The following is a 25,096-nucleotide window of genomic DNA, read 5'->3' on the forward strand; positions in this document are numbered from 1 at the left end:
GACTTCGAGCCCTCCTACTCGGGGCCAGGAGTCCGACATGCCCGAATATTTGCAGCGAACAGGCGCGGCGCTCGCCGCGGTCCTCACTTTGGCCGGCGCGTTGATCGCGGGCGCGCGGCCGGTCCGTGCCGAACCGCCGCAGAGCGTCGTGGCGGCAGACGCCTCGCGAATAGTGGCAACGCGTTCCGAATCCGGTCGGCAATCGGAACTCGAGGTGTATTCGGCCGCGATGAACAACACCACGCGGATTCGTCTGCTGCGCGCGGCCGATCCGGATGAGCCCGCGCCGACGTTCTATCTCCTCAACGGCGCCGACGGCGGCGCGGACAAGAATTGGCTGGAGGGCACGGATCTCGTCGATTTCTTTCGCGACAAGCAGGTGAACGTCGTGATCCCCTTCGGCGGCGCGGGCAGCTACTTCACCGACTGGCGCAGCGACGACCCGGTCCTGGGCAGGCAGCGCTGGTCCACCTTCCTGACCAAGGAGCTGCCGCCGCTCGTCGACGCCACGTTCAACGGCTCCGGAGCGAACGCCATCGCCGGCATCTCGATGGGCGGGACCTCGGTGTTCCAATTGGCCATGACCGCACCGGGTCTGTACCGCGCGATCGGTTCCTACAGCGGCTGCGTGCGCACCAGCGATCCCGCGGGCCAGGCGATGGTCCAAGCGGTGGTCACCCAGCAGCGCGGCAACGTCGTCAACATGTGGGGGCCGCCGAGCGATCCCGCCTGGCGCGCGAATGATCCGTACCTGCACGCGGACCGGCTGCGCGGCCTCGCCATCTACGTCTCCACGGGAACCGGGCAGCCCGGGTCGATGGACACTCTCGACGGCGTGCACGGCGACATCGCGCACCTGCTCTATCAGCTGATGTTCGGGGCCCCGCTGGAGGCGGTGGCGAATCTGTGCACGCATCAGTTGCGGGACCGGCTGCGCCAGCTGGGCGTCGCGGCGACCTTCGATTTCCGGCCGAACGGCACGCACTCCTGGGGCTACTGGCAACAGGACCTGCACAATTCGTGGCCGATGATCGAAGCGGCGATCCGATGACCCGCAAAGAGGCAGCGGTGGCGCTCGGCTCGTTCGGGGCGTGCCTGATCTCCGTCTTCATGCAGATGATCGATGTGACGATCGTCAACACCGCCCTTCCGGTCGTCACCGCGGAGCTGCGGGCGACGCGGTCCGAACAGCTGTGGGTGGTGGCCGGTTACTCGCTGGCCTTCGCCTGCGTGCTGCTCACCGCCGCGCGCGTCGGCGCGATCGCCGGGCGCCGCCGGATGTTCCTGTGGTCGGCGGCGGCCTTCACGGCGGCCTCGGTGTGGTGCGGGATGTCCTCCAGCGCGACGGAACTGGTGATCGCCCGGATCGTCCAGGGTGTGGCGGGGGCGGGAATGGCGGCGCAGACCATCGCCATCATCACCGCGAGCTTCCGGCGCGAGCACCATCAGTACGCCTTCGCGGTGTACGGCGCGACAGCCGGTTTCGCCGGCATGCTCGGCCCGATCCTGGGGGGTGCGCTGATCACCCTGGATCCGTTCGGGCTCGGCTGGCACGCGATCTTCCTGATGAATCTGCCGCTGGGCGTGGTGGCGATGGCGCTGGCCGCGGGGTACCTGCGGTTGGGTCCGGCGACGGATCGGGACCCGCTGGATCTGCGCGGGACCGTGGTGGCCACCGCGGCGCTGTTCGCGCTGCTGTTCGCGCTGTCGGACAGTCAACAGGCGGGCTGGCGTCCGTCGCACGGGATGTACATCGCGGGCGCGCTGGTGCTCGGCGCGGTGTTCGTGGCCCACGAGCGCGCGACGCGCCGCCGCGGCGGCCGCGCGCTGGTGCGGCTGGACCTGTTCTCCGACCGGGGGTTCGCGGTCGGATCGGCGCTGGTGACGATCTTCTTCGGCCTGTTCACCGCGTTCGTGTTCACCGTCTCGATCCTGCTGCAGGACGTGCTGCGGTTCTCCGCGCTGCGAACCGGTCTGGCGATGACACCGTTCGCCATCGGCGCGGGGGCGGGCGCGGTGCTGTCGCCGATATTGGTGAGCCGCTGGGGGATCCGGGCGCTGGCCACCGGAATCGCCGTCTTCGGCACGTGCGTCGTGGTGGGGGTGGGATACCTGTACGTGGAATCAGGGGTGGTGAACTTGCCCCTGGTGGCCGGACCGGTATTCCTCGCGGGCTTCGGGGTCGGGGTGTTCGGGGTGCCGCTTCAGCCGCTGATGCTGGCGAATCTGGACGATCGGGCCATGGGTGAGGCGTCGGGTTTGCTTCCCACCATCGAACAGATCGGTAACTCGGTCGGACTGGCGGTGCTCAGCGCGCTGTTCTTCCGCGCGCACACGCTGTCGGGCAGCATGATCATGCTCTCGGCCATCGCCGCCGCGGCCCTCGGCCTCGCCGTGCTCACGCTGGCGCTGCCGGACCGCGCGCGGGCGGCCGCGAGGCCGTGGAGCTGGTCGACCGCGAGCTGACCGCTTCCCCCGCGCAGCACGCTTTCCGACACCACCGGGCGACGATTTGTTCTCCGCGCCGCGCTTCGCGGAGGGACACCCTCCCGGGACACTAGGGGCGTTCGGAGCCCTGGACGGCTTCGGCGCGGGCTTCCTCGGCCGCGGGCGCGCTGCGCCGCACGCCGCGTCGCAGCCAGGACGGAGCCCACCAGCAGGCGTCGCCGAGCAGGCGCATGATCGCGGGCACCAGCAGCATGCGCAGGATCGTCGCGTCGATGAACAGCGCCGCGACCATGCCGAAGGCGATGTACTGCATCATGACCAGATCCGACAGCGCGAAGGCTCCCGTCACCACCAGCAGGATCAGGGCGGCGGCGGTGATGATCCAGCCCGTGCGGGCGATGCCGGCGCGTACCGCCTCGGTGGTGGTCGCGCCCGCCCCCCGCGCCTCCACGATGCGGGCGAGCAGGAAGACCTCGTAGTCGGTCGACAAGCCGTAGATCACCGCGACGATCAGCACCAGCACCAGCGCCATGATCGGCTGCGGGGTGAAGTCGAGCAGACCCGCGCCGTGGCCCTCGACGAAGATCCAGGTGAGTATGCCGAGCGTGGAGCCGAGCCCGAGCAGATTCAGCACCGCGGCTTTGAGCGGCAGCACCACCGAGCCGAAGGCCAGCACCATCAGCACGGTGGTGACCAGGAAGACGAGCGCGATCATCAGCGGCATCCGGCGCAGCAGCGCGTCGACGCTGTCGTGCTGCTTCGCGGGCTGCCCGCCGATCAGCACTGTCGTGCCCTTCGGCACCGGCATGGAGCGCAGATAGTCGATGGTCGCGTTCGCGTCGTGCGCGTCACGCAGCACCGTCGAGGTGGTGAAGACGTTCGGATGCCCCGGTCCCTGCACCGCGCGCGGGAACGGCGCGATGAGGCCAGGGGCCCGGCCCGCCTGGGCCACCACCCCGTCGACGTCGGTGGTGTCGTGGGTGATCAGCACCAGGTCGACCGGGTTCATCTGGCGCAGCGGGAAGACCTGATCGAAGTGCTGCTGCGCCGTGCGGGCCGGATGCTGCGGCGGCAGGAAGCGCTCGGAGATGCCGCCGAAGGCCACGTCGCGCACCGGGGCGATGAGCACCACCAGGACGGCCACCAGCGGAACCGCCACCGCCAGCGGCCTGCGCATGACCCACCCGGCGACACGGCCCCACGGATTGTCCCGCTCGCGGTCGCTCGCCCGGCGTGCGTGAAAACGGTTGAAGCCCAGCCGATCCACGCGCCTGCCGAGCACCGCCAGCATGGCGGGCAGCACCGTGATCGAGATCAGGGCCGCCAAGGTGACCGTCACCATCGCGCCGAAGGCGAACGAGCGCAGGAAGCCCTGCGGGAACAGCAGAATGGCGCCCGCCGCGACGACCACGATGATCGCGGAGAACACGACGGTTCGTCCGGCGGTCGCGACCGTGCGCTGTACCGCCGCGGGCACCTCGTGACCGTCGGCCAGCTCCTCGCGGAATCGGCTCACGATGAACAGGCCGTAGTCGATGGCCAGGCCGAGACCGATCATCGAGACCACCGGCGAGACGAAGGAGTTCACCTCGGTCACGGTGGTCAGCGCGCGGATGATCCCCCACGCCCCCAGCACCGTCAGCCCACCGACGACGAGCGGGAGCGCGGCCGCCACGACGCCGCCGAACAGGAAGAACAACAGCACCGCCACGGCGGGAACGGCGAACAGCTCCATCCGCCGCTGATCGTGGGCCATGGTGTCGTTGAGCGCGGCAGCGACCGGCTGCCCGCCGGCGACCTCCATCTCGATGCCCGGTATCGGGAACTCGTCGGCGACCGTTCGATAGTTGCGCATCACCACCGTGTCGTTGCCGCCGCGAATGGCGACGGAGGCGAAGGCGTAGTCGCGGTCGGGGGAGCCGAAGACATCCGGTAGGTCGAGTCCGGTGTCGGTGGGCCAGTAGCTGGCATTGATCTTGGTGATCTGGTCCGGGAAGCGTTGCGGCAGGCTGTTCAAGTGGCCGACGACCGTGGCGGTGAAATCGGGGTCATCGATGGTCTTGCCCGCCGGGGCGTGAAACAGCAAGAGCACGTCGGCGATGTGGTCGTGGCCGAATGCCTCGTCTTTGAGCCGAGCCGCGTGCGCCGATTCCGAGGTCGGATCGTCCCACCCGCTGACGCTGAGGTGATCGCCGAGGCCGAGGCCGTACACCCCGAGGGCGAGCAGCCCGGCGACCATGACCCCGATGACCGTGAATCGCCGCCGGACGAGCGTATCGGTCCAGCGCGTGAACTCGGCGAACAATGCCGCCTCCTAATCGATGACATCGCATTTCGACGCGGGTTCGAACGGGTGAAAACCTAGCAATAGCAATGTCTTTCGCCAGCGCGGAAGACATAGTTTCGAGATGCCACAAATGGTTCGGCGGGTGAATTGTGAACTGTCCCTGAGTCCGCGACGGTCGGTGTGGTGGCCGTTACGCTGAGGCCGTCGCCAGCTGCGCACTCGCTAATTCGTGAATCGCCGAAAAATATGGCGGTCAACTTGATCCGACCCGGAGGATATGCATGTCGGATATCGCAATCGTCGGCATCGGCTGCAGGTTTGCGGGCGGAATCGACTCGCCCGACACCTTTTGGGAATTCGTCCTGGACAAACGCGACGGTGTGGTCGAGATGCCGGCCGATCGCTGGGATTACCGCCGCTACTACGACCCGGAGCCACGCACGCCGGGACGCAGTTACACCAAGCGCGCGGCATTCATGACGATCGATCCGTGGGAGTTCGACCCGGACTTCTTCGGCATCTCCGCTCGCGAGGCGACCGTGCTGGATCCGCAGCAGCGGCTGATGCTCGAGGTGACCTGGGAGGCGCTCGACGACGCCGGGATCGCGCGGCACGCGGCGGGCCGCTCGATCGGCGTCTACGTCGGCGGGTTCGTGGTGGACCAGTCGGTGATCGGCGTGGTCGGCCCTGCCCTGTTCCACACCGACATGCACACCCCGGCCAGCGCGTCCTACACGATGCTGTCCAACCGGATCGCCTACGCCCTCAATCTGGTCGGTCCCGCGCTCACGGTCGACACCGCGTGCTCGTCGTCACTGGTCGCCTTTCATCTCGCCTGTCAGGCGCTGGAGAACGGCGACTGCGAGGTGGCGCTCGCGGGTGGCGTGAACGTCATGCTGCAGCCGGAGACCTTCGTCCTGATGTGCAAGGGCGGCTTCCTGGCCGCGGACGGCCGCTGCAAATCCTTCGACGCCTCGGCCGACGGCTACGGACGCGGCGAGGGCGCGGGCATGGTGGCGCTGAAGAAACTCGACGACGCGGTCCGCGACGGCGACCGGATCTACGCGGTGGTCAAGGCGACCGGCTCCAATCAGGACGGTCGCACCACGGCGATCACCGTGCCCAACGCCGAATCCCAGGAGAACCTGGCCCGTTCGGTGTGCGTGCGCGCGGGACTGGCGCCGAACGAGATCACCTACGTCGAGGCGCACGGCACCGGCACATTGGTGGGCGATCCGGTCGAGTTGCGCGCGCTGGGGCGGGTGTTCGGCGCGCCTGCCGGGCGCACGCGCTCGCTGGGCGTCGGCTCGGTCAAGTCGACACTCGGTCACACCGAGGCCGCGGCCGGCGTCGCGAGCGTGATCAAAGCGGCGCTGGCCATCCACCATCGCACCATCCCGCCGCAGGGCTGGCTCGACAAACCCAATCCCGACATCCCGTTCGACGAGCTCGGACTGCACGTCCAGCTGGAAGCGGAGGCGCTGCCCGACGACGCCGAGCCGATGACGATCGCGGTCAACGGCTTCGGCTACGGCGGCACCAACGCCCACACCATCCTGCAGGAGTTCCGCCGGGAACCCAGCGAAACCAACGCGCCCGCACGGCATCTCGGTGTGCTGCCGATCTCGGCTCGCAGTACCGGCGCGGCACGTGCGCTGGCAGGCCGGTTCGCCGATCTGATCACCGCGGGCGCCGATCCCGGCCGGCTGGCAGAGGCCGCATGGACCCGCATGGCGCACCATCAGTACCGCACGGGCATGCTCGTCGGTGAGACCGCCGACCTGGTACGGGATCTTCACCTGTTCGCCGCGGGAGAGGGGCGCGACGCCGCGCGGACGATCGCGGCGCGGACCGCGGAACCGGTGTTCGTGTTCTCGGGCATGGGTCCGCAGTGGTGGGGGATGGCCCGCGAATTGCTGAGCGGTGAGAGCGTTTTCGCCGATGCCGCCGCGGCGATCGACGCGGAGTTCCGCGAGATCGCCGGCTGGTCGATCATCGAGGAACTGTTCCGACCCGAGGAGCAGTCCCGGGTCGCCAGGACCGAGGTGGCGCAACCGGCCAACTTCCTCGTCCAGGTGGCGCTGGTGCGGGAGCTGGCGGAGTACGGCATCCGTCCGGCGGCCGTGGTGGGGCACAGCGTCGGTGAGGTGTCGGCGGCCTACGTGAGCGGCATGCTGTCGCTGCGCGACGCGGTCCTGGTGGCTTATCACCGCGCCCGGTTGCAGGCGACCACCGCGGGCTCTGGTGGGATGCTCGCGGTCGGAATGTCGCCCGAGCAGGCCCGCGGACTCGTCGGCGACGACCCGCGGGTGGACATCGCCGCGATCAACAGCGCGAGCTCGCTGACCTTGTCCGGCGAGATCGACCGCTTGGACGAGATCGCCGAAAAGCTTACCGAGGACGGTATCTTCGCCCGCCGGTTGCGCGTCGAGGTGCCGTACCACAGCCGGTTGATGGACCCCATCCTCGACGAGCTGCGCGCGGCGCTGGCCGGGCTGGAGCCGAAGGCGCCGACCGTGCCGCTGTACTCGTCGGTCACCGGCGAACGGGTGACCGGTCCCGACTGGACCGCCGAGTACTGGTGCGCGAACGTGCGAGAGCCCGTCCGGTTCGCCGACGCGGTCACCGAGCTGATCGCTGCGGACAGCCGGGTCTTCCTGGAGGTCGGCCCGCACCCGGTGCTGTCGGGCAACATCCGCGAGACTCTGCTGGGCGCGGACGTCAACGGCACGACGGTGCCGACACTGGATCGCAAGCAGCCGGATTCGGAGAGCCTCCGCCGCACCCTCATCGGCCTCTACGCCGCGGGCGTGCTCGACCTCGACGAGCTGTTCCCCGCCCGGGACCCCGCCACACCGCACGTGCCACTGCCGCGTTATCCCTGGCAGCGGACCCGGCTGCATTCGGCGCTGCCGCTGTTCGAGCAGGCGCGCCTGGGCAGCCCCGGCACCTACGCCATGCTCGGCGATCCGGATGTCGAGGGCAGGCCGGACTGGTTGCTGCAGGTCGGCACCGAGCTGCTGCCGTGGCTGGCCGACCACGTCGTCAACGGCATCAAGATCATGCCGGGCGCCGCGTACCTGGACGCCGCGCTGAGCGCCACGGCCTCCCGTCTCGGTGTCGAACGCGTGGCGCTGGAACAGGTTCGGTTCGTGGCCCCGCTCATCATGGGCGCGCCGGACGTGCCGCTGGTGGCGCTGACCGTGGAGGAGGCCAGCGGCCGCTTCCTGATCCGATCGCGTTCGGCGACGGGGACGGCCTGGACGGTGCACGCTTTCGGCCGCACGCTGACCGGCAGCCACAAGCCGACGAAGGTCACGGTTCCCACCTTGGACGTCGGGCTCGACGTCGACCCGCAGATGTTCTACACCGGCCTGGCCGCGGCGGGGCTGCAGTACGGTCCGGCCTTCCGCCGCGTCACCTCCGTACGCGTCGGCGCGGACGCGGTGGTCGCCACTGTCGACGGCACCATCGCCGCGGACTCCGGACACCTGGCCCACCCCGCGGTGGTCGACGCCGCGATGCAGTCCGCGGCCCTGCTGTTCGCCGACGCCAGGATCGATGAAGGCACGCTGGTGCCGGTCGGTGTCGCGGCGGTGCGGCTGGTCGCCCCGCTACCCGAGCGGATCACCGTGGTCGCGCGCCGCGATCCGCGCGCCCGGCTGCGCGCCGACGTGGATCTGCTCGACGACGAACGCAACCTCGTGATGCGACTGAGCGGCCTGCAGATCGGTGCGCTCGCGCCGGGCCAGGATCCGCTGCATCGGATGGTCGACTTCTACTACGCCGAGACGCTGGAACGACGCGATCCGCTCGATCCCGAGGCGCTGCCGAAGGATTCGGTGACCACCGTGATCGTCGCGCTGGGCGGCAACTGCCGCCGTGCGGGGCAACTGGCCGCCGCCCTCCCCGGTTCCCGGCTCTACGTGGCAGGCGTCGCGGGCCGCGAACTCGCCGCCGACCTGGCCGCGACGCTGGCGGCCGCCAAGGCGGAGGGCACCGACCGACTGCACGTCTGCGTGGTCGCGGGGACCGTCGAGGACGATGTCGCCGATTTGTGGACCCTGGAGCGGATCGCGGTGGCCCTCGACGAGTTCGTCCACCCCGAGATCGCCGACGAGGGGCCCAAGAGCGTCTTCGGTGAGGGATGGTGTCATGCCACCCTGGTGACCGAACGGGCGTTCGCGCTGCCCGGCAGCCCGATCCCGCCGAATTCGAATCACGCCGCGCTGGCCGGCGCTCGCCGCGTGCTGCTCAACGAGCAGTCGGCGCTGCGCTGGCGGCTGATCGACGTGGAACCCGACACCGAGATCACCGATCTGATCGGGGAACTGGCCGTACCGGGCGCGTTCTGGAACGACAACCTCGACGAGGTCGTACTGCGCGCGGGCGAGCGCTGGGCTCCGTTGGTGACCAAGCCGCTGCAGGAGCGCCTCGACACCCTCGACACCGCCGAACCGCTGACCGACCCGGAGGCCAACTTCGCGCTGGAGCTGCCCCGGACCCGGATGCTGTCGGCGTTGGCCTGGCGGCAGTGCCCGCGGCGTGAACCGGGGCCGGGCCAGGTCGAGGTCAGGATGAAGATCATCGGTCTGAACTACAAAGATCCGCTCAAGGTCATCGGCCTGCTCGGCGAGCGCGAACTCGCGCCCACCTATTTCGGCACCGTGCCCGGCATGGAAGGCGTCGGCGAGGTGGTGCGCGTAGGCGACGGGATCACCGATCTCGCCGTGGGCGAGCTGGTCGCGGTCGCCGCAAAGGGCATGATGCAGCGCTACGTCGTCGTCGACCGGCAGCTGACCATTCCGCTGCCGCCCGACGCCGATCCCGGATACTGCACCAGCACCATCGCCTTCGGCACGGCCGAGTACGCGCTGCTGGATCTGGCCCGGCTGGAGCCGGGCGAGACGGTGCTGATCCACGGCGCCGCGGGCGGTGTCGGCACGGCCGCGATCCAGGTGGCCAAGGACCGCGGGGCACGCATCATCGGCACCGCGAGCACGGATGAGCGCCGCGCCCACGTGCTCGCCCTCGGCGCCGATCACGCGATCGACTCGCGCTCGCTGAACTTCGTCGACGACGTCCTGGAGCTGACCGGTGGCAAGGGCGTCGAGGTCGTGCTCAGCAGCGCGCCGGGGGAGATCCTGCGCCAGAACTTCAACGCCGTCGCGGAATTCGGGCGCATCGTCGAGGTCGGCAAGGCCGACATCTACACCGGCGGACTGCTCGAGATGGCCAACTTCGACAAGAACGTGGCGTACTTCTCGATGGATCTGGACCGCCTGGTCGCCGTCGACGCGCAGCGGCTGACCCGGCTGCTCCAGCGGGTCTACGAGAAGGTGCTCGCGGGCACCTATCGGCCGCTGCCCTACAAGCTGCTGGAAACCGACGAGGTGGGCAAAGCCTTCGAGGAGACCATTCGCTCGACCGGCCTGGCCCGGATCGCGTTGCGCATGGATTCGCCCACGCCGGCGGTGCGGCCCTACCTGCCCGAAATCGAGATCGATAGCACCGCGACCTATCTCGTCACCGGCGGGTTCGGTGGATTCGGGATGGCCATCGGGCGCTGGCTGGTGCTGCGCGGGGCGCGGCGGCTGGTCCTGCTCGGCCGCGGCGGCGCGAGCACCGAGGAAGCACGAAGGCAGCTCGAGGCGTGGCGCACCGTCGGCGTCGACGTGGTCGAGGAGCGTGCCGACGTGACCGACCCGGAGGCTGTCGCCACGATCGTCGCACGGGCCCACAGCGTCGAGCATCCGCTGCGCGGAGTCTTCCACGCCGCGGGAGCCGTGGCCGACAACCGTTTGGCGGCGATGCGATTCGAGGAGCTGGCCAAGGTGTACCGCCCGAAGGTGCACGGCGCCCGGGTGCTGCATCGGGCCGTGGCCGATGCCGGGATCCGGTTGGACATGTTCGTGCTGTGCTCCTCGGGCGGTTCGATGTACGGCATCTACGGCCAGTACAACTACTGCGCGGCCAATGTGGCGGTGGAGTCGCTGGCCGAGGAATGGTCCCGGGCGGGCGAGCGGGCGCTGTGCGTCGGCTGGGGCCACCTGTCGGGTGCGACGGGCGGCATGGCCGCCGACGAGACGGCCCTCAAGTACCTCGATCTGGTGGGCTTCGATCCGATCGACATGGCCGACGCGACCGCCTATCTGGAGCAGACGCTGCGCCTGGGCGGCGCTCGTGCGGCGATCATCCCGACCGATTGGGCCAAGCTGACCGGTACCTTCCCGCAGCTGGCCCGGACCGGCCGCACGATCGCGCTCGCTCAGTCCTCCGCCAAGGACACCTCCGAACTGGCCCGGTTGCGGGCCGAGGTGGCCGCGATCGAGGAGAACAAACGCGGGGCCTTCGTCGCCCGCAAGATGGCCGAGGAACTCGCCGTCGTCATGGGCGTGCCGGTCGAGTCCATCGACATGACCGTTCCGGTGCCCGAACTCGGGTTGGATTCGCTGATGGCGGTGGAACTCGGCGCGCGGGTCACCAAGACCCTCGGCATCGACCTGATGTCGCTGCAGATGGGCCGATCGTTCAGCCTGGAGCAGGCAGGCCCGAAGGTGGCGGAGCTGATCCTGGCCGCGGATTCCGGTCAGTCGCAGCCGGTTGCGGATCTCGCCCCGCCGATGGCAGGACCCGCGCCGTCCGACGGCGCCGCGGCCGAACGGGTGCCTGTGCTGGCGGCGGCCGAGGCCAGGCCGTGACCGACCGTCGTCGAAACGAGGTGGCATCGTGGTCGGTTTCGGGCTGATCGATGAATGGGAGCCGGGGCCCGGCAGGCTGGTCAGCTGGGCGGCGTCACCGGAGTCGGTGGCGCGCGCCCGGCGGGCGCCGGTGCACCCGGCGCCGCCCTCGCACCAGCAGGAGCAGTATCTGCGGCTGGCTGATCGGCACGCCCAGGCGGACTTCCGGTACTCGGGGCTGTGCCTGGTGACGGCGGAGATACCGGCCGGCGGCCTCGACCTGGCCGCGATGACGCGGGCGGTCAACGCGTTCCTGTTGCGTCACGACACCTTCCGGACCTGGTTCCGGATCGACTCCGCGGGCACGATCGAGCGCCACCTCGTGCCCGCGCAGGACGTCGAGTTCGTACCGATCGACTACGGCCGCGTCGACGAGGCCCGCGCCATCCGCGATCACGTCCAGAAGACGACGCCGGGACCCTTCGACTGGGACTGCTTCACCTTCGGCGCGATCGAGCGCGAGGAATCGACCACGGTCTACCTGGCGGTCGATCATCTGCACACCGACGGATTCGGCCAGTACCTGTCCGGATTCGACCTCGCGCTGCTGTATGTGCGCGAAGCGTGGGAAGACGTGGGCATGCTGGCCCCCGCGGCCAGCTACCTCGACTACTGCACCGCCGAGCGGGAGTACACGAGCCGGATGACGCTCGCCTCGCCCGGCGTACGCAAGTGGCTGGAGCTCATCCGCGGCAACGACGGCGAACTGCCATCCTTTCCCTTGGATCTGGGCAAGCGCACCGATGTGTACAACCGCAGCGCGCACCGCACGATCACCCTGTTCGACGAGCACACCGCGCTGCGGTTCGAGCGGGTCTGCCGCGCCAACGGCGCGGAATTCGTCGGTGGCATCTTCGCCGCGGCGGCGCTGGCCGAGCGCGAACTCATCGACAGCGACTATTACTTCGGCATGACGCCGGTCAGTACCCGCAGCAGCGCCACGGAACGCGCGTCGGTCGGGTGGTACGTGACGCTGCTGCCCGTAGCCTTTCCGATCGGCGCCACCACCACCTTCGCGCGCGCAGCGACCATCGCGCAGCACGCCTACGAGAACGGCCTGCGCCTGGCCCCCACCTCGTTCCAGCGCGTGGTGGAACTGCTGCCCGCCGACTCCGACCTGGACCTGGAACCGGGCTGGTCCACGCCGATGATCTCGTATGTGGACACCCGGGAGCTGCTCGGCAACGAGTTGTTCGACCTGGGCTCGTGCGGCCTGTACGCCAATCGCGCCGCCTCCGAACAGGTGCTGATCTGGATCAACCGGTTCGCGTCGGAGACCACGCTGAGCGTCATCTACCCGGACACCCCGGTGGCGCACGGCTCCGTCGAACGCTACGTCGCAACCCTTCGGCGCGTGTTCGCGGCGGCGGCCGAGGACACACTGTGAGGAGAACAGGTGCACAGCGCATTTCGTGACCCCGGAATTCCCGACGGAGAGAAGTCCGTCTACATCGCCACCATCGCCGACCGGGCGCCGAAGCTCGACCTGGTCAGCGTGGTCGCCCACGACGGCGACGGCTACCGCTCGATCGTCGAGGCCGGCCTGGGACACGGGAATTTCGCGATGACCATCGAGCAGCGGTTCCTGCGCTCGGGAGACCGGCTCCGCGCCGAGCGCTATCGCGCCGAAACACGCTCGGGCACAACGGTGGTCAGTCGCGAGGAGGCGAACTTCCTCGACACCGTCCATCTGCAGTTCGGCGGCGGGATCGCGCCCTTCCCGGCCGATGTGATGCCGCTCGCCGGTGGCCTGACCCTGCTGCGCGGCCTGGACTTCGCCGAGGGCGCCGAGGAGTGCGTGGCTCTGTGGCTGGCGTTCTCGGTGCACATCCCGCTCGGCGCCAAAGTGGAGCAGCGCACCGTCGTCGAGGTACCGGCCGGGCGCATCAGTTGCTGGCAGGTCCGGCTGCGGCCGCGGTTGTCCGGACTGAACATGATGCTGGAGAAGGTGCTCGCCGGATTCCTGCCACCCGCGGTGGCGCATTTCGACGCGGCCCCGCCCCACCGCCTGGTCCGCCTCGGCTTCCCGACGGGCCCGATGCCGTGGGATCCCCGCGGCCTACTGGAACTCGTTGCCTAGCGACCTGTCGAGACGCGGCGTGGGCGCGCGTTCTCGGACGCGGGTGAGGGTGGCCGGGATGATGCGTGGGCGGCCGGGCGACCACCAGTTGGCGGGTCCCATCAGCTGGACCAAGGCGGGCACCAGGAGCATGCGGACGAGGGTGGCGTCCACGACCAGGGCGATGATCATGCCGAGGCCCAGGAAGCGCATGGGGGTCAAGGGGGACAGGGTGAACGCTCCGGTGACGATCACCAGCAGGGTCGCGGCGGCGGTGATCACGCGAGCGGTCTTGACCGTGCCCGCCCGCACCGACGCGGCGGTGTCGGCGCCCGCGTCGTGCGCTTCGACCATGCGCGACAGCAGGAACACCTCGTAGTCGGTGGAGAGCCCGAAGACGACCGCGATGATCAGCACCAGCATGCCCGCGGTGATCGGGCCGGTGCTCACGCCGAGCACGCCGGACAGATGCCCGCCGCAGAAGATCCAGGTGAGCACGCCGAAGGTGGCGGCGAGGCTCAGGAACGCCAGGGCGACCGCCTTGAGCGGCAGCACGATCGAGCGGAAGGCGGCCGACAGCAGCACCATCGTCGCGCCGACCATGACGAGGATCATCCACGGCATCGCGGCGACGATGGAGCGCACGCTGTCCACGGTGGCAGCGGTGTCGCCGCCGATCCACAGCACGGTGCCGTCCGGGGGAGTCACCGCGCGCAGGGCGCGGACCGAGGCACTCGCCGCTTCGGTGCGGTCGGTGTCGCGCAGGAACGCGTGGAAGACGACGAAGTCCTCGGCGCGACCCACCTGGACGACCTGCCGCACACCGTCGATCTCGCTCAGCGCCGCCGCGGCCGTGTCCACCGCGGCCGACTGCGGCGGCCCGTCCGTGCCGTGCAGCACGGCGGTGGCCCCGCTGCCCGCCGCGGGAAACTGCGCGGTGAGTTCCTCGACGGTGACGCGCATGGGGTTGTCCGCGGGCAGCGCCCGATGGTCGATGTCGCCCAGCCGCAGCCCGGCCAGCGGCGCCGCGAAAACCAGTAGGACGGCGCCGACGGCCATGGTCACGAGAGCGGGCCGCCGCAGCACGCGGTCGACCAGGCCGCCCCAGAACCGGTCGTTGCGATCGATCGCTCGCCCGGCGCCGATACGCGCGCCGAACAGGGCCAGCAGTGCCGGCAGCACGGTGAGCGAGAGCGCGGCGGCCAGCGCCACCGCCGTGATCGCGCCGACGCCCAGCGACCGCAGCACCGCCTGCGGGAAGACGAACGTCCCCGCGAACGCGCAGACCAGCAGCAGCGCCGAGAACGCGATCGTGCGCCCGGCGGTCGCGTAGGTGCGCGTGATCGCGGCGGGCACGTCCTGCCCGTCCGCGACCTCCTCGCGTAACCGGGTGACCAGGAACAGCCCGTAGTCGATGGCCATTCCGAGACCCAGCAGCGAGGCGATGTTCATCGCGAACGTGCTCACCTCGGTGAGTTCGGCGAGCACGCGGATGGCGCCCATCGCGCCCAGCACGGTCAGGCCCCCGACCACGACCGGGAAGGACGCGGCGACGAGCCCGCCGAACACCAGCACCAGGATGAGCAGCGTCAGCGGCAGCGAGATCGATTCCGCCCGCAGCAGATCGTGCTGGGACTGCGCGTTGATCTCCGTGGAGACCGCGCTGTAGCCGGACAGATCGGTCGCGACACCCGGTACGCGCAGTTGCGGTTCGATGTCCGGATACACGCTGACACGCTGGTTGGCGTCACCGGCGAGATAGACGACGGCCAGTGCGTGGCGGTCGTCCGCGGAGCGCAGGAACTGCTTGCGTGCGATTCCGGCGTTCCAATAGGTTTCGATCGGCCGTTGCAGCAGCGCCGGGTCGATCCGCGCCAGCGATTCCCGCACCCGGGGGCCGATGTCGTCGAGCGTCTGGCCCTGCGGCGCGGTGTACCGCACCACCACGTCCGGATTCTGCGGTCCGAAGTGCTCGCTCACGAGCTGATCCACGTGCGCGGACTCGCTGCCGGGATCGATGAACCCGGCCGCCGTCACCTTCTCGGACGCTCCGATGCCGAGCAGACCGGCCAGCAGCATCACCCCGGTCACGACCGCGAGCACCCGCCGCGGCCGGGCGAGCACGAGTCGGGCGAGGGCGGTCATCGCACGGCCGCATCGTGCGGGGCCGACTCGGCTTCCAACCGCGCGGCGATCTTGTCCAGCAGTGCCTCCAGCCGGGGCTCGATGCCCGCGCCGTTGCGGCAGGACACGGTCAGCTCCAGCTTTCCGCGTGACTCGACCATGGCGAACAGCAGCGGCATCGCGCCGCTGTGCTGGGGCAGCACCCGCATGGTCGTCGGCGTCCAGCCGGGCACGGCCATCTCGTCGAGATCGACGCTGCCCATGTGGGAGACGGTGGCCGACACCATGTTCCGGTTCAGCCGCGCCCCGAGCCAGTTGCTGCCGCGCAGCACGCCGCGGATGACGGGGGCCGGGAACTTCGACAGCTTGCCGTTGTCCAACTGGTTCAGTTCGCTTCTCTCCCGCAACCCGGTGCGCATCCGGCCGCTGATCGTCGCCCAGTCCTCGCCGGGCGCCACGTCGAGAAACAGGGGCAATGCCAGGTTTCCGGTCGAGCGCAGCTCGGGATCGTGCCTGCGCAGGTCGACCGGAATCATGAAGCGCGACCGGGCCCCCGACTCCGCGGCCAGGACCGCCGCCACGCGTGCGACGACGCCTTTGCCGGTCGCCTCGATCGTGCGGTGGCGCAGCAGCCAGCGCGGGGCGGCCGGATCCTGGCGGCCGTGGCCGGTCGGCGCCCGGAACGTGGGCAGCACCCGGGTCGGTTTGCCCGGCGCGCCCACCCGCGCCACCAGTTCGGCGTCGGCGACCGGGTCGGCAGCGCCGACGGGCGGCAGGCCGCGCAGTGCGCGGAAGACGTCGTCCACCCACATCCGCAAGCCCATGCCGTCCATCACGCCGTGGAAGGCGCGGAACACGACGGTGGTCCGGTCACCGGTCAGCAGCAGCACCTCGGTGGTCCGCTCCGGCGTGGGACCGATCGGGCTGTCGAGTACCGCGTCGTGTTCGAGCGCGTCGTAGTTCAGCGACCATCCCGGCACGACGCGCACGGTGGCGGCCAGACCACTGTCCACCCAGTCGCCGCCGTCGCGGACCAGGCGGGCGCCGGGGTCGGCCGCCGAGGCCACGTCGACGGCCCGTTGCAGGGCGGCCGGGTCGAGGCTGCCGTCACCGTGTACGGCGAGATGCATGACGAATGGCGGAGTCACCCGCCGTGTGGCGAAGTAGAGGCGTTCGGTGGGTGTGATCTTCCGCCGGAAGGAGGGGGCGTTGCTCATGCTGATCTCCGGTACCGAGGTGGTGCTCAGCGCAGATTGCGGGTGAGTTCGACCGCTCCGCCCTGGGCGGGCAGCCAGGCGAGGAATGCGGCCAGTCCGCTGTCGCGGTCCACCACCGGCCGGTAGCCGAAATCGCGTGCGGCGGCGGTGGTGTCGTAGGTGGCGCTGCGGGTCATCAGGGCGACGGCGTAGCGCGAGAGCGGCGGCGACCAGCGCGTCGCGACGGCCGGGACGCGCCAGATCGTCTCGATGACGCGCACCGCCGCTGCGATCACCCTCGGATGGGGTTTCCTGGTCGGCGGCTGGTACCCCAGCCGAACGGCGACCTCGCCGAGGAATCCCCACACGTCGGTCCGCTCGGCGTCGGCGACGAAATACGCCTTGCCGCCGACCGCGTCCGACGCGGCCGCCTTCACACAGGCGTCGACGATGTTGTCGACGTGACACAGCGAGGCGTAGACGGTGCGGCCGAAGGACAGGTCCGGCAGCGTTCCCGCACCGGCCCGGCCGAGCAGCCGCACGATGGGACCGGACCGGTCGCCGGCTCCCCAGATCGCGCGGGGGCGCAGCGCACAGGTGCGGAACCCTTCGGTGTCGGCGGCCAGCACCGCCCGCTCGGCCGCGGCTTTGGTCTCCGAGTACAGGTTCAGGTAGCGCCGGGGATAGGGCACCGATTCGTCGACGTCGATCTGGTCGCCGCCGTGGTAGTCCATCAGAGCGCTCGGGCTCGAGATGAACACGAACCGCGCCGCCCCGCCGCGCCGGGCCGCTTCGAGCAATCGCTCGGTGGCGCGGACGTTCTCGTTCCAGAACTGCTGCCGGGTACCGCGCTCGTCCACCCGGGCAGCGCTGTGGAACACGATGTCGACCCCACGGGTCGCTCGTTCGAGCGAGGCGAAATCGGTCAGGTCGCCGTAGACCAGCTGGATCTTGTCGACGTCGGCGCCGAGGTCGGTCAGATCGCTGGTGCGCCGCACCAGGATCGACACGTGATGCTCGCCGTCGCGCACCAGCCTGCGTACCAACGCGCCGCCCAGGAATCCGGACGCACCGGTCACCAGAACTTTGCTCATTGCCGTTCCTCCTTGCCGGGCTGGGTTCGCCACCAGGTCAAGCCGAAGATCTGTGTCAGGACCGCCGTCTCGAACCGGCCGCGTCCGGTACCCTCGGCGGCGCGCAGGGCCACCGGGATCTGCGCCGCGTGCACGACGACGCTCAGGAACGCGTCGATCCACCAGGCGGCGCGCAGGATCCGGCTGTCGGGGACGCGGCCGGTCGCGGCGGCGAGGGCGCCGCAGGCCAGATACAGCCACCCCAGGACGGGAACCGCCCGCAATGCCGTCGTTTTCATCGTCGGTTGTCCGTTCCGAGCCGCTCGGCCGCCCAGATCGTGAGCTGTTCGCGCCCGATCTTCGCGTTGTGCCGGATGTCCACCGGGAACGACGGGTGAATCAGGAAGTCGTCGATGGTCCTGGTGAGGTCGAACCGCGCCCCGTGGACCCGCAGTGCGGCCTCGACGACCTGCGCGTCCGCGCCCGGCTTCGGTTCCACGCAGAGCACCGGTCGCTGCGCTCCGCGCGCCCCGACCCCGACCAGCGCCGTGCGGGCCACGCCCGCCACGGTGTTGAAGACTTGTTCGACCTGGACGGTGAACATCGGACCGTGCGCCGTGACCACCCGCTGACTCTTGCGTCCGCAGAACCAGATCCGCCCTCGATCGTCGATCCACGCGAGATCGCCGGTACGGTGCCAGATCCGGTCGCCGTCGACGATCTTGCCCAGCGCGTTCGCCTGTTCCGGCCAGTAATACCTGGCGCTGACATTCGGCCCGGCGACCACGAGTTCACCGATCCCGCCGGTGTCCTGGAGCCCGCCCGCGAGCTCTTCGGCCCGGCTCCACGTCGGGATGGCGTCGTCGGTGATGGCGACGATGCGCGCCTGCAGCTGGTGGGAGGGCCTGCCGAGGCAGGTTCCCGCCCCGCGGTGCGCCCGTTCGACCAACCCGTCCAGCAGTTCCCTGGACTCGATGGTGGACATCGGCAGTGCCTCGGTGGACCCGTATCCGGCGACGACCTTCGCCTCCTCGCCGAGCACCGCGCGCAGTCCGGCGATGCACCAGTCCGGCACCGGCGCGCCGCCGGAATAGATGCTGTCGAGTGTGTTCAGCTCGGCCGGTCGGCTCCGCAGGTGCTCCAGCAGCGGGATCAGCACCGCCGGGGAGGCGAACATGGTCCGCACGCCGAACTTCTGGATCGCGTCGACGACATGTGCGGGATCGGTCGCGCCGACCTTGCTCGGAATCAGTGGCGGCAATACGCAGCGCGAACCCAGTAGCAGATCCAGCACACCGACCAGCGGGAGAGTGATCAGCGATGCCTCCGGCGCCACCTCCCCGCGCGCCACGTGCACCTGCTCCACCATCGCGGCCAGGTTGCCGTGCGTGAGCTGCACGGCCTTGGCCGGTCCGGTGCTGCCGGTGGTGAACGCGATGAACAGCAGGTCGTCCTCGGTGGCCGGTCGGCTCGCGGTGACCGAGCCGGTGGGCGTGCGGCCCCAGTCCCGCAGCGACTCGCCGCGCCAGAACCACCGCCTGCCGACGGTGACGGCGGTGTGGACGTCACGGAAGCCGCGCCGGAACAGCACGCGCAGCGCGTGCGCCCGCGGGATACCGATGAACGCCCCGGCGTCCACGGCGCACAAGCAGCGCAACATCTTTCGCACGCCCATCCCCGGGTCGATCACCACGGCCACCGCGCCGATCTTGAGCAGCCCGAACATGATCGCGTACAGCTCCGGGCTCGGCAGCACCAGCACGATGGTGCGTGTCCCGGTGCCGACACCCGACGCCGCGAGCCGCTGGGCGATGGTGTCCGACCACGCGTCCAGTTCGCGATAGGTCAGGTGCCGGTAGGCCGGCAGGCCATCGGGGCCGACCCCGTCCGCGTAGCGCACGGCCACCCGGGTGGGGTCGGTGCGGACGACCGCACGGAACCGATCGATGGCCTGCCAGTAGGTTCCCGTCGTCACGCGGGCGCCCCGGCGAAGACGGGCAACCGGTAGAGCACCGCCGCCGCCGAAGGACCGGCCCCCGCCGCGACGAACAGCACCTGGCGGTGCTCGGCGAGGGCGTCGTCCGCGACCGCCAGGTCGTAGGCCGCGGTGAGTGCCGCGGTGTGCGGATCGCCGTCGCGCAGGTCCGGAGTGCGCACCGCGCGCTGATCGATGCCGAGGGCGGCGGCCAGCCTCTTCGGGAACTCCGGGCTCGGCGTCGACGCGATCAACGCGATCCGCTCGAGCGAGGCGTGCCCGAGTTCGGCGAGCGCTTGCCGCGCGGCGTCGACGGCCACCTCGAGCAGGCGGTCCTCGAAGCCGGGCTCCCGTTCCACGGTCATGGCGCCGCGCCCCGTGTTGCCCATGGTCGAGACGTCGACGTAGGCCTCAACGGCGGGCGTGCCTTCCCCGGCGACGGTGTGCACCCGGCCGAAGCCGGTCGGCTCGTCGGTGCGCTCGAGCAGTAGCGCCGCGCCGCAGGTGGCGTACGGGAACCGTTCGTCGCCGACCGAGCGCAGCAGCGACGGGTGGGTGTCCCCCGAGACGATCAGCACGTGCTCGGCACTGCCGGTCTCCAGGACGGAGGTGGCCACCTGGACCGCGTTGAGCACGCTGACCGCCCCGTTCATCAGGTCGAACGAGAAGGTGCGCGGGTCGTCCTTGGCGTATTCGAGCCCGATGCCCGCGGCCTTCTGGATCAGCGCCGACACCGCCGGTTCGACGGTGTTGGAATCCCGGAAGATGCCCGCGTTGATCAGCAGCCCGACCTGTTCGGGAAGGATCCCGGCACGCTCGAGGCTCCGCTTCGCCGCGCGGGCACTGTGCTCGACGATGCTGTTGGTATCGCCGCCCCGGCTGACGCCGGTGGACTTGATGCGTACGCTCATGACCTACCTCAGACCTTCAGCGACGAGATGGTGGTGGACAGGAACCCGGTGACGATGCCGGAGGCCGCGGGCACCAGCAGCAACTTCGATCCCGGGGGGATGTTCTGCTCGCCGAGCTGATCGTGCAGCACGATGAAATGCGAAGTGGTGGAGGTGTTCCCGTACTTCTCGATGACTCGCAGATCCGGCGGCATCGGGCTGCCGAACTCGCGCTCGGCGATCGCGTTCATCCACGGGATGGCCGCGGCGCCGAACTGGTGGTGGATCACGTAGTCGAACTTCTCGTCGGCGAAGGTCTTGCCCTGCGCCTCGAGGAATTTCCGCTGGGTATTGGTACCGAGCAGGAAGCGGTCCTCGTTGTGCATCCGGCGGTTGTCGGTGTACATCGCGATGCCCTGCGTCTTGCCGCTCGGCATGCCCAGACACAGCTGCGCGTATTCCGCCGCGGTCATCATCTCGATGTAGTGGATCATGTCGTTTTCGTCGACCGCCTGGTCCAGCACGATCGCACAGCCGGAATCGCCGACGGACAGCGAAGCGAATTGTGGATCGTATTTCTGGGAAATCTCCGCGACCGCGGTCTCGGCGATCGGAGTAATTGCCTCGCCGCTGACCACCAGGCCGTTTCCAACGGCGCCGGACCGAATCATACGGTCCAGGATGTAGGTGCCGGTGAGCATTCCGGCGCAGGCATTCGTTATGTCGAACGTAATGGCGTTCTTGGCTCCGATAAGGCGACTTATCGAACCCGCGAACGACGGCTCCATGTATACCCGGGTCGCGTGCTTGCTTCGGGTGATCGAGGCGGAGATGACTACGTCGATCTCCTCCGGAGCGTACTTTGACCTGGATAAACAGTCCTCTACCGCCTTGACGGCCAGCGTGAACGAGTCCTCGTGACTTTCCGGCCGGGTATCGCGTACCCGGCGTTCGCGTACGCCGGTGATTTTCTCCAGATCGAACGAAGGCGGTTCTTCCAGGCCGGAAAGCAATTCCGTGGTGGTGACAACTCGGGAAGGCAGATAGGCGCCGATGGATTCGAAGCGAGAATGGGGAGACACGAGCGCTCCTGAAATCGTCGAGATATACGGTTCCGGATCGACTCTGATCGTCGGTGCGATGAACACTACCCGACAGTAACAACGAATGACCACAGCCATTTCCCGCCGCCGTCTGAGACGGAAATCACGACCAGGAGTACATGTTTCGTGAGGTATCACCAACCGGTGACCGACTGGCTATGGCTTGCCAGTATTGCCATCCGACCTGCTGCTTCGGTTCGTCACCGCATTTCGCGTTCGACACCGCGCGCGTGGCGCGACGCGCGCGACGGTGCCGCTTTCGGAATGGCTATCGAACGGCTATTGCCGGATGGTGGCGGTTCGTGAGTCGTCGGCACGGGGTATCCCTCGCCGGATGTGAGTGACTTCACTGTGCGTCGCGCATTCGGTGCGGATCGCCTGTCGCTCGATTTGACTTCGCGCCGAACAAGTTGTGGCGGAAGGGAAGTCGGGCGGCTCGGGGACCGGCGCGAGCCGGGATCAGGCTTCGGTGCTCAATGCGGAGCGCGCGGTGGCGATCCGCTCGATGACGTCGGCGGCGTGCGCGTCGAAACGTTCACGGGAGACGGGGATTTCGCCGTCGAGCCAGGGCCGGTAGAGGTAGGCGAGTGCGCCGAAGATGGCGCTGGCGTTGAGCGCGTAGTCGTGCTCGTCGGGCACCGGCTGGCTGTAGTCGCCCGCGCTGATGGTCAGCGCGATCGGCGCGGTGAACAAGCCGATGAGTTCGTTGGCGCGCGGCATGAGCACGGGGGTGGCCTGCGATTCGATGAACATGATCCGGCCGCGGCGGCGGTCGGCCAGCAGATAATCGGTGAAGACGCCGACCATGTGGCGGAACATCGCGTCGCGTTCGATGGGCGCGTTGGGCAGCTCGTCGAGCAGCCGGTCGCGCGCGCCGAGGACGACGGTGTCCAGCACGGTGGTCAGCAACGCGTCCAGGTTCGGGAAGCTCTCGTAGAAGTAGCGCTCGGTGAGTCCGGCCTGCCTGCACACGCCGCGCATCGATGTCTCGGCCGCGCCCACGGTCGCCATCAGCTCCGTGCACGCCTCGACCAGCTGTTCCCGGCGCGCGGCGACGCGATCGGCGGGCGATTGCCCGCGCCAGCGGCGCATGCCCGGAATCGACCCGTCGGCTTGGTCCATAGCGTCATCCTCTCATAGGGCCGAATTGACATCATGTGATGTTGACAGCACCTGATGTCACCAATACATTGCGAAGACACCGATCGATGACGAGGGGTGCGAGATGGGTTCTGCCGTATACGCCGACCAGACACACGCCATCAACGCGCGGGCGGTGGAATTCGACTTCGCCACGGTGCCGATGCATTACATCCCCGGCGAGGCGATGGCCACCCACATCATCAACGTGATGCACCTGGTGCTCCCCGAGGGTGAGCGCGCGATGGCGCAGGCGCTGGCCGAGGCGTTACCCCTGATCGACGACGAGCGGTTACGCGAGGAAGTCCGCGGCTTCATCGGCCAGGAATCCATGCATGCCAGTTCGCACGAGAAGGCGCGCGAGCAATTGGAGCGGCTCGGCCTGGACGTCGGCCCGATGGTCGATCGCGTGAGCTGGCTGGTCGACCGCATCCTCGGCGACCACGGATTGACCGGCCGGGCCAAGCGGGAGTGGCTGTGCGAGCGGCTGGCGTTGTTCGCGGGCATGGAGCACTACACCGCGGTCATCGGGGAGTGGCTGCTCACCAACGACACCCTCGAAGCCAAGGGTATGCACCCGGCGATGCTGGATCTGATCCGCTGGCACGGTGCCGAGGAGGTCGAGCACCGCAGCGTCGTCTACGACGCGTACATGCACGTCGACGGCGGATACGCGCGCAAGGCGCGGCAGGCGCTCATCGCGAGCGCGGGATTGCTCGTCCTGTTCGTCGTCTCCGGGGGCTACCTGTTCCACAAGGACCCGTCGCAGCACAAAGGACGATTCTGGCCGCTCCAGCTGGCCGGTGCGTCGGTGCGCGGCGTGGTGCCCAGCTTCACGACGTTCTTCACCGAGATTCCGCGTTACCTGCGGCCGGGCTTCCACCCGTCGCAACTCGGCCCGATGGACAACGCGCTGCGTTACCTCGCGCAGTCGCCCGCGGCACGGGCGGCGAACGCGTGACCGCCGTGGGGGAGCGGTTCCAGCCCGGGGCCGCGCTGCGGCTGATCGGCTCGGCGGCCGACGCCTACAAGCGCCTGTTCGTCGAAAGCGACGCCGCGCAATTGCTTTCGCGCCCTGATCCGGTCCGCCGCACCGGCTACGAATTCGAGGTGGTCGTCGACCGGATCGGGCACGAGGCCGACGGGGTGGTGAGCTTGTGGCTGCGCCACCCCGAGGGCGGTCCACTGCCCGCGTGGACGCCGGGCGCGCATCTGGACGTCTTCTTGCCGTCCGGCCGGCAGCGGCAGTATTCACTCACCAACGACCCCGCCGACCGCGGGTTCTACCGCATCGCGGTGCGCCGCATCGCCGACGGCGAGGGCGGTTCCGCGGAGATCCACCGGGATCTGCGGGCCGGTGACCGGTTGTGCGTGCGCGGTCCGCGCAACGCGTTCCCACTCGTCGAGGCGCCGTGTTATCTGTTCGTCGCGGGCGGCATCGGGATCACGCCGATCCTGCCCATGGTCGCCGCGGCTGAACGCGCGGCGGTGCCCTGGCGGTTGATGTACCTGGGCCGGTCCCGCTCGCGCATGCCGTTCCTGTACGACCTGGCCCGCTACACCGGCGGCGACGTGGTGGTGCGGCCGGACGACGAGTACGGCGCGCCCGACGCGCGGATGATCTTCGAGCAGACGCCGCCCGGCGCCGCGGTATACGTGTGCGGGCCGCCGCCGTTGGCCGAGGCCGCGCGTGTGGTGCTCGCACTGCACGATCCGACGGCCTCGCTGCACACCGAGCGCTTCTCGCCGCTACCCGTGCGCGACGGCGAGCCGTTCCGGATCAGGTTGCATCGCAGCGGGTTCGACGTGGAGGTCGCGGCCGACGAGTCCGTGCTCAGCGCGATCCGTCGTGTGCTGCCCGGCGTGGCCTACTCCTGTCAGCAGGGATTCTGCGGCACCTGCAAGACGCGGGTGCTCGCGGGCGCGGTGGACCACCGGGACCGGTCGCTGCTCGAATCCGAGCGCGCGGAGACGATGCTGACCTGCGTCTCCCGGGCGCGCGGCGGCGAACTCGAACTGGATCTGTGAGTTCGGCGGGCCACGCGCCCGCGGCGGAAGGAA

Annotated in this window: 16 protein-coding genes; 7 read left to right on the forward strand and 9 right to left on the reverse strand. The window is 69.4% G+C overall.

Annotation, left to right across the window (positions count from 1 at the left end; all coding sequences use genetic code 11):
- The first annotated feature begins 37 nt into the window (after positions 1 to 37).
- Both ACGF7Y_RS05380 and ACGF7Y_RS05385 read left to right on the forward strand, forming a co-directional pair.
- Complete coding sequence (locus tag ACGF7Y_RS05380; protein ID WP_393229476.1) at positions 38 to 1,051, forward strand: alpha/beta hydrolase; 1,014 nt, start codon at positions 38 to 40, stop codon at positions 1,049 to 1,051.
- Positions 1,021 to 2,466 (forward strand): MFS transporter, encoded by a 1,446-nt coding sequence (locus ACGF7Y_RS05385; RefSeq protein ID WP_393229478.1) that lies wholly within the window; start codon positions 1,021 to 1,023, stop codon positions 2,464 to 2,466. Before ACGF7Y_RS05380 ends, ACGF7Y_RS05385 begins: the two co-directional genes overlap by 31 nt.
- 91 nt (positions 2,467 to 2,557) lie before the next feature.
- Here the strand turns inward: ACGF7Y_RS05385 and ACGF7Y_RS05390 are convergent, their stop codons facing one another.
- On the reverse strand, positions 2,558 to 4,753 hold the full coding sequence (locus tag ACGF7Y_RS05390; RefSeq protein ID WP_393229481.1) for an MMPL family transporter: 2,196 nt from the start codon (positions 4,751 to 4,753) through the stop codon (positions 2,558 to 2,560).
- A gap of 263 nt (positions 4,754 to 5,016) precedes the next feature.
- Between ACGF7Y_RS05390 and ACGF7Y_RS05395 the strand changes: the two genes are divergently transcribed.
- From ACGF7Y_RS05395 to ACGF7Y_RS05405, 3 genes are read left to right on the forward strand one after another with little or no spacing between them, the layout of a single operon-like run.
- On the forward strand, positions 5,017 to 11,436 hold the full coding sequence (locus ACGF7Y_RS05395; RefSeq protein WP_393229483.1) for a type I polyketide synthase: 6,420 nt from the start codon (positions 5,017 to 5,019) through the stop codon (positions 11,434 to 11,436).
- A gap of 28 nt (positions 11,437 to 11,464) precedes the next feature.
- Positions 11,465 to 12,862, forward strand: a complete 1,398-nt coding sequence (locus ACGF7Y_RS05400; protein WP_393229486.1) for a condensation domain-containing protein — start codon at positions 11,465 to 11,467, stop codon at positions 12,860 to 12,862.
- Positions 12,863 to 12,871: 9 nt separating this feature from the next.
- On the forward strand, positions 12,872 to 13,555 hold the full coding sequence (locus tag ACGF7Y_RS05405) for a hypothetical protein (protein WP_393229489.1): 684 nt from the start codon (positions 12,872 to 12,874) through the stop codon (positions 13,553 to 13,555).
- Here the strand turns inward: ACGF7Y_RS05405 and ACGF7Y_RS05410 are convergent.
- The 8 genes from ACGF7Y_RS05410 to ACGF7Y_RS05445 all read right to left on the reverse strand — a co-directional run bounded on the left by ACGF7Y_RS05410 (position 13,535) and on the right by ACGF7Y_RS05445 (position 23,017).
- Complete coding sequence (locus ACGF7Y_RS05410) at positions 13,535 to 15,679, reverse strand: MMPL family transporter (protein WP_393229491.1); 2,145 nt, start codon at positions 15,677 to 15,679, stop codon at positions 13,535 to 13,537. The genes ACGF7Y_RS05405 and ACGF7Y_RS05410 overlap by 21 nt on opposite strands.
- Complete coding sequence (locus ACGF7Y_RS05415) at positions 15,676 to 16,875, reverse strand: peptide synthetase (protein ID WP_393229493.1); 1,200 nt, start codon at positions 16,873 to 16,875, stop codon at positions 15,676 to 15,678. Before ACGF7Y_RS05415 ends, ACGF7Y_RS05410 begins: the two co-directional genes overlap by 4 nt.
- 26 nt (positions 16,876 to 16,901) lie before the next feature.
- Positions 16,902 to 17,948: an NAD-dependent epimerase/dehydratase family protein gene (locus ACGF7Y_RS05420; protein ID WP_393229495.1), complete on the reverse strand. Its 1,047-nt coding sequence runs from the start codon at positions 17,946 to 17,948 to the stop codon at positions 16,902 to 16,904.
- Complete coding sequence (locus tag ACGF7Y_RS05425) at positions 17,945 to 18,226, reverse strand: hypothetical protein (protein ID WP_393229497.1); 282 nt, start codon at positions 18,224 to 18,226, stop codon at positions 17,945 to 17,947. Before ACGF7Y_RS05425 ends, ACGF7Y_RS05420 begins: the two co-directional genes overlap by 4 nt.
- A complete protein-coding gene (locus ACGF7Y_RS05430; RefSeq protein ID WP_393229499.1) occupies positions 18,223 to 19,902 on the reverse strand; it encodes a fatty acid CoA ligase family protein in 1,680 nt (559 codons plus the stop codon). Before ACGF7Y_RS05430 ends, ACGF7Y_RS05425 begins: the two co-directional genes overlap by 4 nt.
- Complete coding sequence (locus ACGF7Y_RS05435; protein ID WP_393229502.1) at positions 19,899 to 20,813, reverse strand: hypothetical protein; 915 nt, start codon at positions 20,811 to 20,813, stop codon at positions 19,899 to 19,901. Before ACGF7Y_RS05435 ends, ACGF7Y_RS05430 begins: the two co-directional genes overlap by 4 nt.
- 8 nt (positions 20,814 to 20,821) lie before the next feature.
- The gene (locus ACGF7Y_RS05440; RefSeq protein ID WP_393229505.1) at positions 20,822 to 21,874 is read right to left on the reverse strand and encodes a 3-oxoacyl-ACP synthase III family protein; all 1,053 of its coding nucleotides are present in this window, start codon (positions 21,872 to 21,874) and stop codon (positions 20,822 to 20,824) included.
- Between the two features lie 480 nt (positions 21,875 to 22,354).
- On the reverse strand, positions 22,355 to 23,017 hold the full coding sequence (locus ACGF7Y_RS05445; RefSeq protein ID WP_393229507.1) for a TetR/AcrR family transcriptional regulator: 663 nt from the start codon (positions 23,015 to 23,017) through the stop codon (positions 22,355 to 22,357).
- Positions 23,018 to 23,120: 103 nt separating this feature from the next.
- On the opposite strand from ACGF7Y_RS05445, the gene ACGF7Y_RS05450 reads away from it, so the two are divergent.
- Together ACGF7Y_RS05450 and ACGF7Y_RS05455 are read left to right on the forward strand one after the other, a co-directional pair.
- A complete protein-coding gene (locus ACGF7Y_RS05450; RefSeq protein ID WP_391463115.1) occupies positions 23,121 to 23,996 on the forward strand; it encodes a metal-dependent hydrolase in 876 nt (291 codons plus the stop codon).
- Positions 23,993 to 25,063, forward strand: a complete 1,071-nt coding sequence (locus tag ACGF7Y_RS05455; RefSeq protein ID WP_393229511.1) for a PDR/VanB family oxidoreductase — start codon at positions 23,993 to 23,995, stop codon at positions 25,061 to 25,063. Before ACGF7Y_RS05450 ends, ACGF7Y_RS05455 begins: the two co-directional genes overlap by 4 nt.
- The last annotated feature ends 33 nt before the right edge of the window (positions 25,064 to 25,096 follow it).

This window comes from Nocardia sp. NPDC047654 (assembly GCF_043205035.1).
Classification (GTDB): Bacteria; Actinomycetota; Actinomycetes; order Mycobacteriales; family Mycobacteriaceae; genus Nocardia.

What these genes read in the sequence shown, in the direction of transcription:
- ACGF7Y_RS05380 (WP_393229476.1), top strand. Translation starts at nt 38, where the DNA reads ATGCCCGAATATTTGCAGCGAACAGGCGCGGCGCTCGCCGCGGTCCTC.
- ACGF7Y_RS05395 (WP_393229483.1), top strand. Translation starts at nt 5,017, where the DNA reads ATGTCGGATATCGCAATCGTCGGCATCGGCTGCAGGTTTGCGGGCGGA.
- ACGF7Y_RS05410 (WP_393229491.1), bottom strand. Translation starts at nt 15,679, where the DNA reads ATGACCGCCCTCGCCCGACTCGTGCTCGCCCGGCCGCGGCGGGTGCTC.
- ACGF7Y_RS05415 (WP_393229493.1), bottom strand. Translation starts at nt 16,875, where the DNA reads ATGAGCAACGCCCCCTCCTTCCGGCGGAAGATCACACCCACCGAACGC.
- ACGF7Y_RS05420 (WP_393229495.1), bottom strand. Translation starts at nt 17,948, where the DNA reads ATGAGCAAAGTTCTGGTGACCGGTGCGTCCGGATTCCTGGGCGGCGCG.
- ACGF7Y_RS05425 (WP_393229497.1), bottom strand. Translation starts at nt 18,226, where the DNA reads ATGAAAACGACGGCATTGCGGGCGGTTCCCGTCCTGGGGTGGCTGTAT.
- ACGF7Y_RS05435 (WP_393229502.1), bottom strand. Translation starts at nt 20,813, where the DNA reads ATGAGCGTACGCATCAAGTCCACCGGCGTCAGCCGGGGCGGCGATACC.
- ACGF7Y_RS05445 (WP_393229507.1), bottom strand. Translation starts at nt 23,017, where the DNA reads ATGGACCAAGCCGACGGGTCGATTCCGGGCATGCGCCGCTGGCGCGGG.
- ACGF7Y_RS05450 (WP_391463115.1), top strand. Translation starts at nt 23,121, where the DNA reads ATGGGTTCTGCCGTATACGCCGACCAGACACACGCCATCAACGCGCGG.